Genomic DNA, 16,408 nt, shown 5'->3' with positions numbered 1-16,408 from the left:
TTACTCTGCAGAATCCCCAGCTTCAGCATCATCGCTGGTTTCTGCGAAATCTTCACGACGCTCGCGGCGCTCGTCTTTCGCTTTTACCATCGGAGAAGCTTCAGTTACCGCGTGTTTAACGCGCATAACCATGCTGCGGATAACGGCGTCGTTGAAGCGGAAGTTTGTTTCCAGCTCATCGATCACTTCCTGCGGCGCTTCCACGTTCATCAGAACGTAGTGAGCTTTGTGCAGTTTGTTGATCGGGTAAGCCAGCTGACGGCGGCCCCAGTCTTCCAGACGGTGGATCGTACCTTCAGCACCAGTGATAGCACCGGTGTAACGTTCGATCATACCTGGAACCTGTTCGCTTTGGTCAGGATGAACCATAAAAACGATTTCGTAATGACGCATCGAATTGCTCCTTACGGATTATTCAGCCTCCTGTCAGGGTCAGCCGCGGCCCATGGAAGCAAGGAACGTAGTTGTGTGCGGCCGAAAAAATGACGCGCAATTATAAGTGCCACGAACAGGTAACACAAGCGGCAATATGGCGAAGGAGCAGAAAGGCCGCACATAAAATAGGCGGCCTGGGTTAAACGTTACAATCGGCGACAAGCCGGAAGCGGCGGCTCAGAGGTGCTGGCGGAAAAAGCGGGCGCCCGCCCGCAGCGCGGTGGGGGTGATTTTATGGCCGATATCGGCCTCCGTCAGATAAGTCACGTTCGCGTCCCGCTGACATCCTGCCAGCGCCTGATACAAGCGTTCGGTCTCGCCGGCCGGCACCAGCGTATCCGCCAGCCCATGCCACAGTAGCAGCGGTCTGTCAGACACCTTATCCAGCTGATGACCTACGTCGAAAGGCGCCAGCTGTTCCGCCAGCGCCGCCAACCGCGGCGCGTTCTGCGGTTCATCCGGCGCGACCGGCGGGAACAGGGATCGAGACAACGACGAAACATAGCCCGACCCCATAAAAGCCGCCACCACGTTGATCCACGGATACTGCGTCATCGACGCCAGCGCCGTCATCCCGCCCAGCGAGGCTCCGCAGACGCCAATTCGGCCCTCTTCAATCAATCCCAACTGACGAAAATGCACCACGTACTCCGGCAGCTCTCGAACATTCTGCTGAAAAATATCCCAGAAATGACGCAGACGCCGCGCCTCATCGCCATCAAATCGCGCGCCGTGCATTGGAGCATCCGGGGCGACCACCCGAAAGCCGGCATGCGCCAGCGCGTAGGCGAAATAGGCGTAGACCTCTTTCGAGGAGGTAAAGCCGTGAAAGAAGAAAACGGTGGGCAGAGACGCCGCCTGCTTTCCTGACGGCGTGGCGTGTAACGCCTCAATGCCGTTTATCGTGGTTACTGAGATCTCGACCATCAATGCCCCCTCCCTTTATCGCTCATCCGCCCGCCAGCGCCATCGGCGGCACGCTAGCTCTCATTACCATAGCGCCAAACTCACCGGTGGGATAAAAATAAATTCCCCCTACCATAGTTAAAAAACGGCAAAGCGTGATGGTGCGATGCCGCACAGTCGCCACGCTGGCTACCCGAAGGGGTCGAAGCGCTCCCCTTTGAAAATCCGAACGGGGTTGCCACGCTCGACCTCTTGGTGACCACGATGTCGCTGCTCCCGCAAGGCCGCCGTCTGCTGCTGGTGCTGCTGCCGTAGCCGCCACTCGATCAGCTGAAGCGCCAAACGGCGATTGGCATGCTGACTGCGCTCGCTTTGCACCCGTACGCTGATACCGCTGGCGACATGCGTCGCGCGGACGGCAGACTCAGTTTTGTTGACGTGCTGACCGCCGGGACCGGAAGCACGGAGCGTCTCGATACGGATCTCCCCATCAGTGAACGTGTGCTGCGGGGTGAAACGCTGCACGCCGATAAACCAATTTTTACGTCCTGGTCCTTTACGCCAAGGGCTGGGACAAATCCACTGCAAAGTTCCACACCATGCATTCGCCAGCACGGCCTCGCCGTCGCCTTGAAGTAAGACCAGCGCGGATCGCAATGTTCCCGGCCGGTCTCCTGGTTCGCTTTCCACCACCTCCAGCGTGACGGATAAAGCGTGCGCCTCACGTGTTAGGGTGTGTAAAGCCTTGGCGGTCGCCAACATGCACTCATCAGGCCCTTGCGCGGCGGATAGCTGCAAAAAAATCATGCGGCGCCTCCCCGTGTTTTGTACGTCAACAATGGCTTCAAACGCGCGATCGGTGTGATGAGCCCCGCCCCTTCCAGAGACGCGATCACCGTATCAATGGATTTGTACGCCTGGGGCGCCTCCTGAAACATCAGCTGTTTATCCTGACAGATGACACGACCGCCCAGCGCGGTGCGCGCCAGATCCTGCACGCTGTAGCGCTGTTCAAGCCGCGCTTTGCATTCGGCGCGCATCCATTTACGGCCTGCGCCATGCGCCAAAGAGAACAAGCTCGCCGCGTCCGGCTTCGGCTGTACCAGATAGCTGTAATCACCGCGGGAGCCGGGTATGACGACCGGTCCAGCGTCGGACGGCGTGGCGCCTTTACGGTGCAGCCAGCCGGACTGGCCGTCGATAGTCGTCGGCGTCACCAGGTTGTGTGTCACATCCAGCAGGGCTTCACCGTCTGCATGCCAACGCTGCAACATGCGGCGAGCAATGCACTGCCGGTTAAGCGCGGCAAAACGCAGCGCTTGCTGATGCTGCCGCCAGTAATCATCGGCTTCGGGCGTGCCTTCCAACACGCCTTGATGGCCGTGCTTGCGCAGGTGCCGTTCCAGAATCGCCTGACCTAGCCCGCGCGACCCGCTATGAACCAGCAGTAGCAGTCGTCGATCCTCCGGCATCAGTTCATCAAAGAGCGACGGCTGATAGACCTGATCCACCTGTTGCAGCTCCGCGAAATGATTACCGCCCCCAATAGTCCCGAGAGAAAATCGGTGGGGCAGCAAATCGTCGGGAACATCCGGTACGTCGTCCAACGGACCATCAATATTGCCCAGCCGTTTCTCCAGCTTATCCAGAGAAACTTTGCCAGCCTGCAAGCCGGTGCGCCAAAGCGCCATGCCACAGCCGATATCGTTGCCGACCAGCGCAGGGTAAAAACGGCGGAGAGAGAAGAAAGCGGCCCCGATGGGGTAGCCGCGTCCCGGATGCAGGTCCGGCATGCCGGACACCCGCGCCATATCCGGCAGACCCGCGGTAGCGGTTAGTTGCTGAATGGCGGTATCATCAATCCAGGTGTTTTGCGACGCGATCACGTTCACGCGCGCAGAGATAAAGCGAATCGTATTGCCCATAGATCAATCCTGTTGATCAATTAAAAAAAGAATTCGTGGGCAGGCAAAGCTGGGACAATACGCGAAAAAAAGAGAACTGCGGTGATTAATCCTGACATTGCCTGCAAAGGGTTGAATGTGAATACGTCATACTGAACCTCCTTTGCAATGCGATAGGTGAGTGGAAATGAAAACGCCAGAATATTACGACTGCAATAAGACACATGGCAAGCGAAAAATGGCAATAACCCGCCAAAAAACCAGCGCAAACCACCACAAAAATGGCATAAAGTCAGCAGTTATAGCTACTCATCGACGAGCGTGCAACGTCCTGCTTACCGGAAGTCCGCTTTTGCAGCGAACGTTTTCAGCCCTTCTATTTTTGGCGTGCAGCACATTACGACGGTCGCTTTGGCGGCGGCCAACACGTCAACGACTGGCGATATTTTCATGTTCTCTGTTACTCTCCGCCTGCGGTTTAAACACGCCGGAGCCAGCGCCCCCACCCGGTCGGCAGGCGATTGAAATCACACGGCAGCAGAGTTTATCGCTGGATAGAATCGACACCCTTTCTGTTATCGTGCGCGGGAGNCCTGATGACGCGGACCGAGAAGTACTGCGCCTGGCCAATCAGCGCGGCGCGCAGTATTACCGGATTGTCAGCAGGACGGAGAGCGAAAAGCTGCCCCCCGGCGTCTGGAGAGCCTTTGCCGTTCTGTACAGGCAACCGGCGGCCCAGAGACCCTGAAACTACCCGAATGAGAGGATATAATGAACAAAATACTGGTCATCGCCGTTCTGCTGTTCAGTGCGGGTTCCGCCACCGCAGCCACCGCGCCCTGCCGCAGTCTGGAATGGAATTTATGGGTGGAGTCCGAACTGAATATTCTCGGCCAATCGCAAATCAATGTGCAGATTGGTTCGACGACCTGGCAGCAGGCGGTAGAGAGTAAACTGGCGGCGAGATCCTGGCCGAATAAGACGTCAGTACTTTGGTGTAACGCAGTTGAGCAGCGCATTGCGGCCAAATCGTCGTCGTCCACCACCACCACGAAATAAGAAAGGTCAGCGGGAGCGCTCGCTCCCGCCATAACAATAATCCGACTCAGCTTCGCTGGCGCACCGCCTCGAACAGACACACGCCGGTCGCGACCGACACATTCAGCGAAGAGACGCTGCCCGCCATAGGAATGCTGATCAGCTCATCGCAATGCTCGCGCGTCAATCGACGCATCCCTTCTCCTTCCGCTCCCATCACCAGCGCCATTGGCCCGGTCAGTTTGCTTTGGTACAGAGTATGGTCGGCCTCGCCCGCCGTGCCCACGATCCACACGTTGTGCTCTTGCAGCAAACGTAGCGTGCGCGCCAGATTGGTGACGCGAATAAGCGGCACGCTTTCCGCTGCGCCGCAGGCGACTTTTTTCGCCGTGGCGTTCAACTGAGCGGAACGATCCCGCGGCACAATCACCGCGTTCACGCCCGCTGCATCCGCGCTGCGCAGGCATGCGCCCAGATTATGAGGGTCGGTCACGCCGTCCAGCACCAGCAGGAATGGTGCATCGAGAGCGGTCAGCAGTTCAGGCAAATCGTTTTCCTGAAACTGGCGGCCCGGTTTGACGTTAGCGATGATCCCCTGATGTACGGCACCCTCGACTTTGCTGTCGAGCCATTGGCGGTTGGCGACCTGCACGGCGATGCCGTTAGATTCCAGCTCGGCGATGACCGGCTGCAGACGACGGTCTTCTCGACCTTTCAAGATGAACACTTCAAGAAAACGCTGCGGGTCGCGCTCCAGCAAGGCTTTCACCGCGTGGATACCGTAGATAATTTCGCTCATTGATACTCTTTTGACTGATAACACGGGCGGTAAACCGCCCGTGATGTTGATAATGGAGACGCTTCGCTACGCCTGATGATAGGCAGTTTTAGCCGGGGATGTTCCTCCCGCGCCGACGCTACGCTTTTCGCCTGGCCCTATTCTCCGGCGGTTTTTTTGCCTGCTCGCTTGGCCTTGGTGGCGGCGGCGATCTTACGCGTTTTCTGCGCGTTCTTCTTGGCTCTGGACGGCGTTTTTTTCCCGCCGTCAGCCGCCTTCCCTTTTTTCGCGCCGTCGTTATCCTTGCGGAACGCACTGTCCGGCTCGAAGTTAACGTGCTGATTGGCAGGCTTACGGCGGCGGGGAGATTTCGTGTCTTTTCCGTCGCCCTGCTTCATCCGGTCACGCGCGGTTTTACCTTCGCCGCGCACTTTACGCGTGGAAGAAACCAGCGCGAAATCGATATTCCGCTCGTCCATATGCACCGCTTCGACGCGAATTTCCACGACATCGCCCAACCGGTAGACCTGACCGCGCGATTCGCCAATCAGACGCTGGCCGATATTATCATAGCGGTAGTAGTCATTATCCAGCGACGAGACGTGGACCAGCCCATCGATAAACAGATCGTTGAGCCGCACGAAGAAGCCGAATCCGGTGACGCTGGAGATCACGCCGGTGAAGACCTCGCCCACATGATCCTGCATGAAATCGCATTTCAGCCAGTCCGCCACGTCACGCGTCGCTTCATCCGCACGACGTTCCGTCATGGAGCAGTGTTGGCCCAACTGCAGGCATTCCGCCATATCACTGTGCCAGCCGCCGGTCGAGGTGGAACGCGCTTTGCGATCGCTCAGCAGGTACTTGATGGCCCGATGTAAGGAGAGATCGGGGTAGCGGCGGATCGGCGAGGTGAAGTGCGCATAGGAGGTCAGCGCCAGACCGAAGTGACCGCGGTTTTCCGGATCGTAAACCGCCTGCTTCATCGAACGCAGCAGCATGGTCTGCAACATGTCGCGGTCAGGACGATCGGCCAGTTGCGTCATCAGTTCCGCATAGTCCTGAGGCTGAGGCTTCATGCCGCCTTTCAGCGTCAGGCCCAGCTCGCCCAGCACGCTGCGCAACGCCAGTACGTGGTCTTCGGTAGGGCGATCGTGCACGCGGAACAGCGCAGGCTCTTCATGTTTCTCGACAAACTTGGCCGCCGCGATATTCGCCAGGATCATGCACTCTTCAATCAGCTTGTGCGCATCGTTGCGCACCACGGATTCCACGCGATCGATACGGCGATCGGCGTTGAAAATAAACTTCGCCTCTTCCGTTTCAAACGCGATGCCGCCCCGCTGTTCACGAGCTTTATCCAGTACTTTGTACATCTCGTGCAACTCTTCCAGCGCGCCGACCAGCGGCTGGTAATGCGCACGCAGCGCTTCGTCGCCCTGTAGAATATTCCACACCTTGGTATAGGTGAGTCGCGCATGAGAGCTCATCACCGCTTCGTAGAATTTATAGGAGGAGAGCCGTCCCTGCGCGGAGATGGTCATTTCACACACCATACACAGACGGTCTACCTGCGGGTTCAGCGAGCACAGGCCGTTGGAAAGCGCTTCCGGCAGCATCGGCACCACCTGAGACGGGAAGTAGACCGACGTGCCACGGGCGCGCGCTTCAGTGTCGAGCGGCGTATTCGGGCGCACGTAGTAGCTTACGTCCGCAATCGCCACCCAAAGACGCCAGCCGCCGCCACGTTTCTTCTGACAGAAGACGGCATCATCGAAGTCGCGGGCGTCCTCGCCATCAATCGTCACCAACGGCAGCTGACGCAAATCAATGCGTCCCTGTTTGGCGCTTTCCGGCACCTCGCTGCTATATTCGCCGACCTGCTCTTCGACCTCTGGCGGCCAGACGTGAGGGATATCATGGGTGCGCAACGCGATATCCACCGCCAGCCCGGTTCCCATATTTTCGCCCAGTACTTCCACGATCTGACCGACCGCCTTGGAGCGACGGGTAGCGCGCTGCGTCAGCTCGACCACCACCACCGACCCCATGCGGGCACCGGATACCGACTCGGGCGGGATCAGGATATCGAAGCTCAGACGGCTGTCGTCCGGCACCACAAAGCCGGTACCGGCCTCGGTAAAGTAACGGCCGACGATCTGGCTGGTCCGCGGCTCAAGAACGCGGACGATGCGCCCTTCTCTGCGGCCTTTACGGTCTTCTCCGAGGGGCTGGGCCAGTACAACGTCGCCGTGTATCGTTGTTTTCATCTGTTCGGCGGACAGGTACAGGTCGTCCTTGCGGCCCTCGACGCGCAGGAAGCCGAAGCCGTCGCGATGGCCCATGACCGTACCGCGAAGCAAATCCAGTTTTTCAGGCAGGGCGTAGCATTTACGGCGGGTGAAGACGAGTTGGCCGTCACGCTCCATCGCTCTCAGGCGGCGACGCAGCGCTTCTTGTTGTTCGTCAGACGTCAGTTCCAGATCTTTGGCCAGTTCTTCACGACTGATAGGGGTATCTCGCTTGGCGAGGTGCGCCAGAATGTATTCTCGGCTAGGAATCGGTGATTCGTATTTTTCTGCTTCTCGTTCCAGGAATGGATCTTGTGACATTAAGTTTCCTCCGTTGTCATCGGCAGGTGGCTGAAAGGCTTGCTTTTTCAGCCAGAAGTAATTGGTGTAGCGGCGGATTTTCTTTCACCCTATCAGCCAGCGTGTAACTGTCCGGCTCTTGCAGGAACTCTGCACTGCCTGACGAAGGGCCTGCTTCAGACGGCAGGCGGAAGTTATGTGACATATATCGCGGTCGCAGTTGAACAAGGTCAGCGGTTCCGGTTCTCGCAACACAGCTGATGCGGATAGTCGCCGGGTCACAACCCCGTCGGATGCCGCCGTTTTTGCCACGGACCGCGTTAATTAGCCCGGCACGGCTCAGTTGATTGATAACGTTGACCCTATCGTTGCATGAGACGCCGTAAACGTCGGTCATTTCGGTAATACTGGCCGTTTTTCCTTCCGGCAACGACGCCAGGAAGATCAGCGCTCGCAGGCCGTAATCCGTAAAACGTGTTGACTGCACATTCACCTCTGGGGATATTTTCGGGTGTCGCTAAGGAAGCCGCCCTCGCGCTTTCAGATTCCCCGCCGTGCTACGCAACTCAACATTCGTAAACGGCATCTCACACTGCATGCTCATTTTTTATCAGCAGATAATAAACCAGCGGCAAACATCAGGGCCAATTATTTAACGTTTAACGACAATTTCACTTCATTTTTCGCTCTTTTGGCCTTCGACATAAGATAAGGGAATCCTGTTTCCTGCCCTCGCCGCTCTTCTGATATGTTCAAAATCCACGCTTCGTGGCCTTATCCCCTACACCCCGATTGGACACGGGCAGCACACAGAAACGCAGCGTACAGACAGTGCGTCGCGATTTCGAGCGCCGCCCAGATTTAACCGGGCCAGTCAGGGGAGATTCTTATTCTATAGCAGGCAGCGTCCGGCGGCGTTGCAGTGATGCCGCCCGTGATTTTTTCTACACACAGGGAATAGACATCATGCGTTTGAAGAACCTCTCCATTCGTGCCGGTCTTTTATCATTGTTAACGCTTATCACCCTGCTACTACTTATCGTCAGCGGCATGGGCATACACTCCATTAATCAAAGTCGACAATCGCTCGGCGCGCTTAACCATATTCAGGGCATACAGCTGGGCGGGCTGACGAACGGTTATAACCTCACGCTACAGGCCAGAGCGTCGGCCACGCTGGCCGTCCGCAAAATCGAGATGGGTTTGCTCGAAATCGGCGCACAGGAAACCGAGCGTCTGGCCCACAATGTCCAGAGCGCAACGCGCACGATCCAGCAGTTCTCTCAGACCGAACATTCGTCAGAGGAAGGCCTGACGCTGGCGAAGAGCGTCGCTACATCCTATCAGCGCTATCTGGAACAGGGCCTGAACCCGATGGTGTCGTCGCTGCAAAAACAGTACACGGACGAATACTACCAGCTGTTGGAAAACGATTTGACGCCGCTGTCGACGGCATTCGACGACGCTATTCAAGCATTTCGGGCCTATGCGCAGCAGCAGGCCAGTGAACGCATTCAGGACGCCGAATATAACGAACGCGTCATGCTGCTGCTGATTAGCGTTGCGTGCCTGCTGTCGCTGCTGCTGGTCTTTCTTGGATGGATGGCGCTGCGGCATATGCTGCTCAAACCGCTCGACCGGGCGATTGACCAGTTGGAGCAGGTGGCGGCGGGCGATCTGACTCAGCGCATCCCGGCTAGCAGCGATAACGAACTGGGCCGCCTGAGCGACGCTATTGAGCGTATGCAGCTGGCGCTGCTTGCCTCGGTCGGACAGGTGCGCGACGCCAGTACCCAAATTGATCGCGGCAGTCACGAACTGACCTCCGGCANCCGCCATCTGGAGGAGCGCACCGAAGCCTCGGTAGCCGCACTCGAGCAGACGGCAGCCAGCCTGGAGCAGCTCAGCGCCACGGTCAAACACAACGCCGACAACGCCACGCTGGCACACCAGTTGGCGGACAAAGTCTCGGACACCACCGACCGGGGCAACGAATCGGTGTGCTACGTCATCGAGAAAATGCAGGAAATCGCCACCAGCGCCAAACGCATCAGCGATATCCTCGGCGTTATCGACGGCATCGCTTTTCAGACCAACATTCTGGCGCTGAACGCGGCGGTGGAAGCGGCCCGCGCCGGAGAACAGGGCAAAGGCTTCGCGGTGGTGGCGAGCGAAGTCCGCAATCTGGCCCAGCATAGCGGACAGGCCGCCCGGGAGATTCGAACGCTCATCATGGACTCACAGACCCACGTGGCCGAGGGGCTGACGTTGGCCTCACAGGCAGGCGAAACCATGGATGAGGTGTCCGGCGAGATCGACCGCATCACCAGCCTGATGAAAGAGATCTCCTATGCGTCTCAGGAGCAGCATCGCGGCATTGAACAGGTCAATATCGCCTTTACCCAGATAGACAAAGTCGCCCAGCAGAACGCCGCGCTGGTGAAAGCCTCCGCCAGCACGACCGAATCGCTGGAAGCGCAATCCCGCCAGTTGGTGGAAGCCATGGCGATGTTCCGCATCGGCGATAAGCTTCCGCTACTGCCTTAATGCCTGACCGTCGTCGCAGTCACCGCGGCGACGGCCTTTTTTCGTCCCCTCTTCCCTTTTTTCCTTCGTTCCCCCGCACGACATTCCTGTCGACATCAGTGCATATAACGGGCAAAACGCACAATCATAGAGCGGTGACAGGAGATAGTGACGAAAAAACCGGGCAAAGTGCACAACACTTGGCGTATCCGCTGCCTGCTTTCTCCGAATGAAAAAAATGGGCACGTTAATTGCTCTGTTAACTCAGGTCACTCCCCTCCTTACGTTAAACAGAGGTTATCGCCATGTCAGAACGGAATGAGTTTCCCTTAAGTGAAACGCCCAAAAATCAGCGCAAAGGGTTACTCTCGATCTCAATGGTATTGTTCAGCTGTATCTTTTTTACGAGAACGATGTTCGCGGGCGGCAGGCTCGGTGTCGCTTTTCCGCTGGTCGGCATCGCAGCCTCCGCCAGTCTGTATAGGCTCTTCACACGATTGGCCGGACGCCGTGCGGTCCTGACGGAAAGNAAGGAGCAGCCATGAGTTTGACCATCAGCGAAATTTTGTCGTTACCGGGGCTGGAGCCGCTGACGCTACGCGGCGGCGCGCAGCATATTCATCGCGCGGTACGCTGTTGCTGCGTGGCTAAAAATGAAAGGATCGCCGAGTGGTTCATGGGCGGCGAGCTGGTGTTTGTCACCGAGAGCAACCCCGCGCGCGATGAGGAAAACCTGCTGCTGCTCTTGCGCGAAGGGCAACGGCGCGGCATCGCGGGCATAGTGATGCTCAGCGGAGAGGCGTTTATTCATGCGATCCCTTACACCGTTGTCGCGCTTGCGGACACGCTGGGTATCCCGTTAATAGAACTGCCCAACTCGCTCGAAATAGAGATCGTCACTCAGATAATCGGCACAGCGCTGGTCCAGCGAGAAGCGACGCTGCGGTCCCAACGAGACATTCTGCTCCAACTGCTGACCGGCGAGTATCCGAGTCTGGCGATCGCCCACCAACGCGCCAGCCATCTCCATTTAACATTGGAGCAGCCGCGTCGGATCGCCGCGCTGCGTCTGAGCGGCACGCAAACGCTGTTCAGTACGCAGGATCCTATCCTGGCCGAAGCGCACTTGCAGTCGGCCCGCCAACAGAGTCAGCAGCAGTTGGAAGCGGCTCTGGCCAGCCGCGAACACGGGCTGCCGCTGATCGTCCTGGGCGAACTGTTTATTTTGCTGCTGCCCGACGACGATCGGATATTCCGGCGCAGCCAACGGCGGTTGCAACAAGTACAGCGAACGATCGATGACACTATCCGCCCGCTGCGCCTATTGTGCGGCATCTCATCAACGGTGTTCTCGGCGGCGCACTACCGACAGGGGGTGACCGAAGCGCGGCGCGCGCTGGATGTCGCAGAGAGCATGCTGCCGGACAAAGGTCAGTGCGACTATAGTGAGCTGGGCGTGATTAAATTGCTGACAGCCGTTAAAGAGCCTGAGCTGGTCGCGCAGTTCATGAAGGAGACGCTGGGGATGCTGTTCGAGCCGCACCGCAAACATCCGCATCAGCTGGTGGAAACACTCGACGCCGTCTTGCAGGAAAACGGCAATCTGATCAAAGCCGCCGAGCGGCTGCATATCCATCGCAATACGCTGCACCAGCGCTTGCAGCGCATCGAACAACAGTCGGGGCACGCGTTGAGCGACCCCCAATTTCGCTTGAATGCGTCGGTCGCTTTGCTGATCTGGCGTATGTCCAACGCACAACAGCAGGAGTTGTTATGAAGATTATCAATGCCGCCCTTCGCCATCAGCCGGGCCTGTACACTCTGAGTCTGCACGACGGCCTGATCGCCGCCATCGAGCCGCAGACGGGTCCGCTGACGGCCGCGCCAGAGGATGTCGATGCGGGAAAGCGGCTCGTGATCCCGCCGTTGGTCGAGCCGCATATTCACCTTGATGCAACGCTGACCGCCGGCGAACCGGCGTGGAACATGAGCGGTACGCTGTTCGAAGGCATCGAGCGCTGGAGNCAGCGCAAAGCCACTATCACCCACCAAGACACCAAGCGCCGAGCGCACAGCACCATCGGCCTGCTGCGGGATCATGGCATTCAGTACGTGCGCACCCACATCGACGTGACCGACCCCACGCTGGGCGCGCTAAAATCCATGCTGGAAGTCAAAGAGGAAGCGCGCAATCTGATCGACCTGCAGATCGTCGCTTTTCCGCAGGAAGGGATCGAATCTTTCCCCGATGGCCGCAGGCTGATGGAACAGGCGATCGACATGGGCGCCGACGTGGTGGGCGGGATCCCGCACTTCGAAAATACCCGCGATCAAGGCGTGAGTTCGGTGAAGTTTCTGATGGATCTGGCGGAACGTCGGGGCTGTCTGGTGGATGTCCACTGCGATGAAACCGACGATCCCCAGTCACGTTTTCTGGAAGTGCTGGCCGAAGAAGCGCGCGTGCGCGGCATGGGCGAGCGCGTGACCGCCAGCCACACGGTGGCGATGGGATCCTACGATAACGCCTACTGCTCCAAGCTGTTTCGCCTGCTCACGCGTTCCGGCATCAGCTTCGTCTCCTGCCCGACCGAAAGCATCCACCTGCAAGGCCGTTTCGACACCTTTCCGAAACGGCGCGGCATTACCCGCGTCGCCGAGCTGGACCGCGCGGGTATGAATGTCTGTTTCGGTCAGGACTCCATCAAAGATCCGTGGTATCCACTGGGGAACGGCAACCTGCTGCGGGTGCTGGACGCCGGGCTGCATATCTGTCACATGATGGGCTACGAGGATCTACAGCGCTGCCTGGACTTTGTGACCGATAACGGCGCCAAAGCGATGCATCTGGGCGAAAACTACGGTCTGGTCGTTGGTCGACCCGCCAACCTGCTGATTATGGATGCGGAAAATGACTATGAGGCCGTACGTCGTCAGGCCAAAGCGCTGCTGTCCGTGCGCCACGGCAAGGTGATTATGCGTCGCACACCTGAGCGCATCGACTATGCTTAGGCGATCGTTCCGGGCGGGCTTGCCCCGTCCGGAAAGGGCGAACGGTTTTCGACGTTACAATGCGCTTAACGAATAAGACTGCCGCTCCTGGGAGCCATCGGAGTAGATTTCGCTGATGTCGAGCGCATCGCCGTGAATACGGTAGGTAATGGTTTCATCCGCGGGATCGTCGCGCCACCGGCCAATACTGTCGGGATTGTTGCTGGCCCATAGCACGCGATTGCCAGCCAGCTTGCATTTGATAGCCCAGCGGGAGCGGTCGCCAGGCCGGAAGTAATGCACATAGGCAATGCCATTTTCAACGGCGTCGAGCTTCATGATCTGGGTACTGCGTCCGAAAATTAACGAGGTGGTCGCTTTGCAAATCTTGCCGATAGGGGGGGACGAGGGAGCGGCGGCGCGAGCTGAATCAGCCATTAGGGGAAGGAGCAAGACGACACCGACGGTCGCGATTGTTTTCTTTTTGTTCATTGAAAATTCCATGTAAATAGCGGTCACCTTTTAAACTGTCGAACGAAGCAAACCGGCAGGTTGAGGCCGAACCCATTCAGCTTGCTGGGTGTTAGCTTAGACCAAACTCTTCCGAATACGCCTTTTTTCATGCGTCAGGAAGCTTAGTCCGCCGGACAGGTTACCCTTCAGGGTGCAGATCCGGGGCATTCTGTTTTACACTATCTGCCGGACCGATATTTCAAATCACACATAAGCCTCCTGAATGACTATGAGCACGAACCTTACGACACAGACTGTGCAGCAGAATCTACAGGGTGTCAGGCAACAAATTTCTGCGGCGGCCGAACGCTGCGGACGCCTTCCCGAAGACGTCACGCTGCTGGCCGTCAGCAAAACCAAACCCGTCAGCGCGATCGCGGCGGCGATTGACGCCGGACAGCGCGCCTTCGGCGAGAACTACGTCCAGGAAGGCGTCGACAAAATCCTGCATTTCCGCGCCGCGAGGCCCGATACGCCGTTGGAATGGCACTTCATCGGTCCTTTGCAGTCCAACAAAAGCCGACTGGTGGCGGAGCACTTCGACTGGTGCCACACTATCGACCGCCTGCGCATCGCGCAGCGCCTGAACGATCAGCGTCCGAACGAGTTGCCGCCGCTCAATGTCCTGTTACAGATCAACATCAGTCAGGAAGCCAGCAAGTCCGGCATGATGGCGGAGGCCTTGCCCGCGCTGGCCGCCAGCGTTGCCGCCATGCCCCGCTTGCGCTTGCGCGGCCTGATGGCGATCCCGGCGCCGGAAAGCGACTATCAGCGGCAGCTCGCGGTTTTTCGCCAGCTGTCCGATCTTTTTCAGCAGCTCAGGAGCCGTTATCCAGAGGCGGATACCCTTTCTATGGGGATGACGGACGACATGCCGGCGGCCATCGCCGCTGGCAGCACGCTGGTGCGCATTGGCACGGCGATTTTTGGCGCGAGAGATTACTCCGCCGCCTGACGCTTAACAGACACCCGACTACAGCGAGAATCCGATGGAACACCGTAAAATTGCCTTTATCGGCGCAGGTAACATGGCGCAGGCCATTATTGCCGGCTTAATCGACGGCGGCTATCCCGCCACGCACATTGCCGTCAGCGCCCCGACGGCGACGCGTCGCGATGCGTTAGCCCGGGAGTATGGCATCATCAGCTCCGGCGATAACGTCGACTGCGTACAACAGGCCGACGTCGTCGTGCTGGCGGTGAAACCTCAGCTGATGGCGGACGTGTGCTCATCACTGGCGTCGGACGTCGACTTCAGCGGCAAACTGGTGCTGTCCATCGCCGCTGGGGTCAGCGTCGCCCGTTTTCAGGCGCTGTTAGGCAAGCCGTTGAATATCGTGCGTATCATGCCCAACACGCCGTCTCTGGTCGGCAAAGGCATGAGCGGACTGTATGCGCCGGACAACGTCGGCAAAGCCGACCGCGATTTCACCACCCGCTTGATGGCCAGCGTCGGCGAAGTCTGCTGGGTCGATGAGGAAGCGCAGATCAACGGCATCATCGCCGCCGCGGGCAGCGCGCCTGCTTACTTCTTCCTGTTTATGGAAGCGATGCAGCGGGAAGCCGAACGCCAGGGATTCGATGCCTCAACGGCGCGACAGCTGGTTCAGCAGGCCGCCACCGGCGCCGCCGCGCTGGTGGCCGCCAGCCCGGACAAAGATTTGTCTACCCTGCGTGAAAATGTGACCTCCAAGGGCGGCACCACGGCCGAAGCGCTTCGAGTCTTCAACGAACAGCACCTGGCTGAAACCGTGTCGAATGCCATGCAGGCCGCTGTTTCTCGCGCCAAAGAAATGGAAAAGCTGTTTTAATCGTGGCCTTATGCCTCCACGACATCTCCCTCTGACCCGAAAGGAACCGTTGCATTTATGCTTACTCTGACGTTTCTAGTCAAAACGCTAATCGACCTGTATGTAATGGTGCTGCTGTTGCGCATCTGGATGCAGTGGTCGCGCAGCGATTTTTATAATCCGTTGTCACAGTTCGTGGTGAAGCTGACTCAGCCGATCGTCGGACCGCTGCGCCGCATCATCCCCTCGCTCGGCCCCATCGATAGCGCCTCGCTGCTGCTGGCGNTTTTGCTGACAACGCTGAAATACCCGCTGCTGCTGCTCATTCAGGTCGGCGCGCTGTCGCTGAGCCCGATGAATCTGCTGGTCGGACTGCTGTCGCTGCTCAAATCCGCGGGTTATCTGGTGTTCTGGATGGTCATCATCCGTTCGTTGATGAGCTGGATCAGCCAGGGCCGCAGCCCGGTCGATTACCTGCTGTATCAGCTGACCGAGCCGCTGATGGCGCCAATCCGCCGCATACTGCCTGCGATGGGCGGCCTCGACTTCTCCGCGATGGTAGTGATCTTGATCCTGTATCTGCTGAACTACCTCGGCATGGATCTGTTCCCCGGACTGTGGTTCCTGCTGTGAGCGCAGTCAGCTACGATCGGGACGCGCTGGTCATTCGGCTGTATATACAGCCGAAAGCCAGCCGCGACCAGATTGTCGGCCTGCATGGCGAAGAGCTGAAGGTGGCGATCACCGCGCCGCCGGTCGACGGTCAGGCCAACGCGCATCTGGTCAAATTTCTCTCCAAGCAGTTTCGCGTCGCCAAAAGCAAAGTGATCATTGAAAAAGGCGAACTGGGTCGGCATAAACAGATCAAAATCGTCGATCCGCAGACGATTCCCGCCAACGTGGCGGAACTCATCGCCTCACCTTCTCAGGACTAATTAA

Annotated in this window: 17 protein-coding genes and 1 pseudogene; 10 read left to right on the top strand and 8 right to left on the bottom strand. The window is 58.2% G+C overall.

The window, feature by feature from the left end; translation table 11 throughout:
- The 4 genes from rpsF to RZ35_RS01830 form a co-directional block, all read right to left on the bottom strand.
- Positions 1–393 (bottom strand): 30S ribosomal protein S6, encoded by a 393-nt coding sequence (rpsF, locus tag RZ35_RS01845; protein WP_026739199.1) that lies wholly within the window; start codon positions 391–393, stop codon positions 1–3.
- Between the two features lie 219 nt (positions 394–612).
- Positions 613–1,362, bottom strand: coding sequence for an esterase (gene yjfP / locus RZ35_RS01840; protein ID WP_026741781.1), 750 nt, complete (start codon positions 1,360–1,362; stop codon positions 613–615).
- Between the two features lie 168 nt (positions 1,363–1,530).
- Entirely contained in the window at positions 1,531–2,148 is a 618-nt protein-coding gene (prfH, locus tag RZ35_RS01835) for a peptide chain release factor H (RefSeq protein ID WP_026741780.1), read from the bottom strand.
- The gene (locus tag RZ35_RS01830; protein WP_026741779.1) at positions 2,145–3,266 is read right to left on the bottom strand and encodes an RNA ligase RtcB family protein; all 1,122 of its coding nucleotides are present in this window, start codon (positions 3,264–3,266) and stop codon (positions 2,145–2,147) included. The genes prfH and RZ35_RS01830 overlap by 4 nt, the downstream gene beginning before the upstream one ends.
- 415 nt (positions 3,267–3,681) lie before the next feature.
- On the opposite strand from RZ35_RS01830, the gene RZ35_RS18425 reads away from it, so the two are divergent.
- Positions 3,682–3,993, top strand: coding sequence for a bioflm peroxide resistance protein BsmA (locus tag RZ35_RS18425; protein ID WP_071999736.1), 312 nt, complete (start codon positions 3,682–3,684; stop codon positions 3,991–3,993).
- A gap of 23 nt (positions 3,994–4,016) precedes the next feature.
- Positions 4,017–4,304: a hypothetical protein gene (locus RZ35_RS01825; protein ID WP_026741778.1), complete on the top strand. Its 288-nt coding sequence runs from the start codon at positions 4,017–4,019 to the stop codon at positions 4,302–4,304.
- A 46-nt stretch (positions 4,305–4,350) separates the two neighbouring features.
- Here the strand turns inward: RZ35_RS01825 and rlmB are convergent, their stop codons facing one another.
- From rlmB to RZ35_RS01810, 3 genes are all read right to left on the bottom strand, one after another.
- Positions 4,351–5,082: a 23S rRNA (guanosine(2251)-2'-O)-methyltransferase RlmB gene (rlmB, locus tag RZ35_RS01820; RefSeq protein WP_026741777.1), complete on the bottom strand. Its 732-nt coding sequence runs from the start codon at positions 5,080–5,082 to the stop codon at positions 4,351–4,353.
- 137 nt (positions 5,083–5,219) lie between these two features.
- Positions 5,220–7,673, bottom strand: coding sequence for a ribonuclease R (rnr, locus tag RZ35_RS01815; RefSeq protein ID WP_026741776.1), 2,454 nt, complete (start codon positions 7,671–7,673; stop codon positions 5,220–5,222).
- 16 nt (positions 7,674–7,689) lie between these two features.
- Positions 7,690–8,139: an Rrf2 family transcriptional regulator gene (locus RZ35_RS01810; protein WP_268748607.1), complete on the bottom strand. Its 450-nt coding sequence runs from the start codon at positions 8,137–8,139 to the stop codon at positions 7,690–7,692.
- A gap of 479 nt (positions 8,140–8,618) precedes the next feature.
- Between RZ35_RS01810 and RZ35_RS01805 the strand changes: the two genes are divergently transcribed.
- From RZ35_RS01805 to codA, 4 genes and pseudogenes are all read left to right on the top strand, one after another.
- Positions 8,619–10,199, top strand: a complete 1,581-nt coding sequence (locus RZ35_RS01805) for a methyl-accepting chemotaxis protein (protein ID WP_026741775.1) — start codon at positions 8,619–8,621, stop codon at positions 10,197–10,199.
- Positions 10,200–10,483: 284 nt separating this feature from the next.
- Positions 10,484–10,639 (top strand): annotated as a pseudogene (locus RZ35_RS18215) (cytosine permease); the annotation flags it as partial.
- 80 nt (positions 10,640–10,719) lie between these two features.
- Positions 10,720–11,955 carry a PucR family transcriptional regulator gene (locus tag RZ35_RS01795; protein ID WP_026741773.1) on the top strand — a complete coding sequence of 412 codons (1,236 nt, stop codon included), beginning with the start codon at positions 10,720–10,722 and terminating at the stop codon, positions 11,953–11,955.
- Complete coding sequence (gene codA, locus RZ35_RS01790; protein ID WP_026741772.1) at positions 11,952–13,187, top strand: cytosine deaminase; 1,236 nt, start codon at positions 11,952–11,954, stop codon at positions 13,185–13,187. Before RZ35_RS01795 ends, codA begins: the two co-directional genes overlap by 4 nt.
- 54 nt (positions 13,188–13,241) lie before the next feature.
- Here codA and RZ35_RS01785 read toward each other — a convergent pair whose 3' ends face one another.
- Positions 13,242–13,658 (bottom strand): hypothetical protein, encoded by a 417-nt coding sequence (locus RZ35_RS01785; RefSeq protein WP_071999732.1) that lies wholly within the window; start codon positions 13,656–13,658, stop codon positions 13,242–13,244.
- 244 nt (positions 13,659–13,902) lie between these two features.
- Here RZ35_RS01785 and RZ35_RS01780 point away from each other — a divergent pair, with 244 nt between their 5' ends.
- The 4 genes from RZ35_RS01780 to yggU all read left to right on the top strand — a co-directional run bounded on the left by RZ35_RS01780 (position 13,903) and on the right by yggU (position 16,404).
- A complete protein-coding gene (locus RZ35_RS01780; RefSeq protein ID WP_026741771.1) occupies positions 13,903–14,634 on the top strand; it encodes a YggS family pyridoxal phosphate-dependent enzyme in 732 nt (243 codons plus the stop codon).
- 34 nt (positions 14,635–14,668) lie between these two features.
- On the top strand, positions 14,669–15,490 hold the full coding sequence (proC, locus tag RZ35_RS01775) for a pyrroline-5-carboxylate reductase (RefSeq protein ID WP_026741770.1): 822 nt from the start codon (positions 14,669–14,671) through the stop codon (positions 15,488–15,490).
- 57 nt (positions 15,491–15,547) lie between these two features.
- Positions 15,548–16,102 (top strand): YggT family protein, encoded by a 555-nt coding sequence (locus tag RZ35_RS01770; protein ID WP_026741769.1) that lies wholly within the window; start codon positions 15,548–15,550, stop codon positions 16,100–16,102.
- Positions 16,099–16,404, top strand: a complete 306-nt coding sequence (yggU, locus tag RZ35_RS01765; RefSeq protein ID WP_026739183.1) for a DUF167 family protein YggU — start codon at positions 16,099–16,101, stop codon at positions 16,402–16,404. Before RZ35_RS01770 ends, yggU begins: the two co-directional genes overlap by 4 nt.
- Positions 16,405–16,408: the final 4 nt, after the last annotated feature.

It is taken from the genome of Lonsdalea quercina subsp. quercina, from assembly GCF_000688655.1.
Taxonomy (GTDB): Bacteria; Pseudomonadota; Gammaproteobacteria; order Enterobacterales; family Enterobacteriaceae; genus Lonsdalea; species Lonsdalea quercina.
Note: the sequence above shows the minus strand (reverse complement) of the source record. Positions and strands in the feature narration are given on the sequence as shown.

Bases quoted from the DNA above. Each gene is read 5' to 3' on its own strand.
- rpsF (WP_026739199.1), bottom strand. From the start codon at position 393: ATGCGTCATTACGAAATCGTTTTTATGGTTCATCCTGACCAAAGCGAA.
- yjfP (WP_026741781.1), bottom strand. From the start codon at position 1,362: ATGGTCGAGATCTCAGTAACCACGATAAACGGCATTGAGGCGTTACAC.
- prfH (WP_026741780.1), bottom strand. From the start codon at position 2,148: ATGATTTTTTTGCAGCTATCCGCCGCGCAAGGGCCTGATGAGTGCATG.
- RZ35_RS01830 (WP_026741779.1), bottom strand. From the start codon at position 3,266: ATGGGCAATACGATTCGCTTTATCTCTGCGCGCGTGAACGTGATCGCG.
- RZ35_RS01825 (WP_026741778.1), top strand. From the start codon at position 4,017: ATGAACAAAATACTGGTCATCGCCGTTCTGCTGTTCAGTGCGGGTTCC.
- rlmB (WP_026741777.1), bottom strand. From the start codon at position 5,082: ATGAGCGAAATTATCTACGGTATCCACGCGGTGAAAGCCTTGCTGGAG.
- rnr (WP_026741776.1), bottom strand. From the start codon at position 7,673: ATGTCACAAGATCCATTCCTGGAACGAGAAGCAGAAAAATACGAATCA.
- RZ35_RS01795 (WP_026741773.1), top strand. From the start codon at position 10,720: ATGAGTTTGACCATCAGCGAAATTTTGTCGTTACCGGGGCTGGAGCCG.
- RZ35_RS01785 (WP_071999732.1), bottom strand. From the start codon at position 13,658: ATGAACAAAAAGAAAACAATCGCGACCGTCGGTGTCGTCTTGCTCCTT.
- RZ35_RS01780 (WP_026741771.1), top strand. From the start codon at position 13,903: ATGACTATGAGCACGAACCTTACGACACAGACTGTGCAGCAGAATCTA.
- proC (WP_026741770.1), top strand. From the start codon at position 14,669: ATGGAACACCGTAAAATTGCCTTTATCGGCGCAGGTAACATGGCGCAG.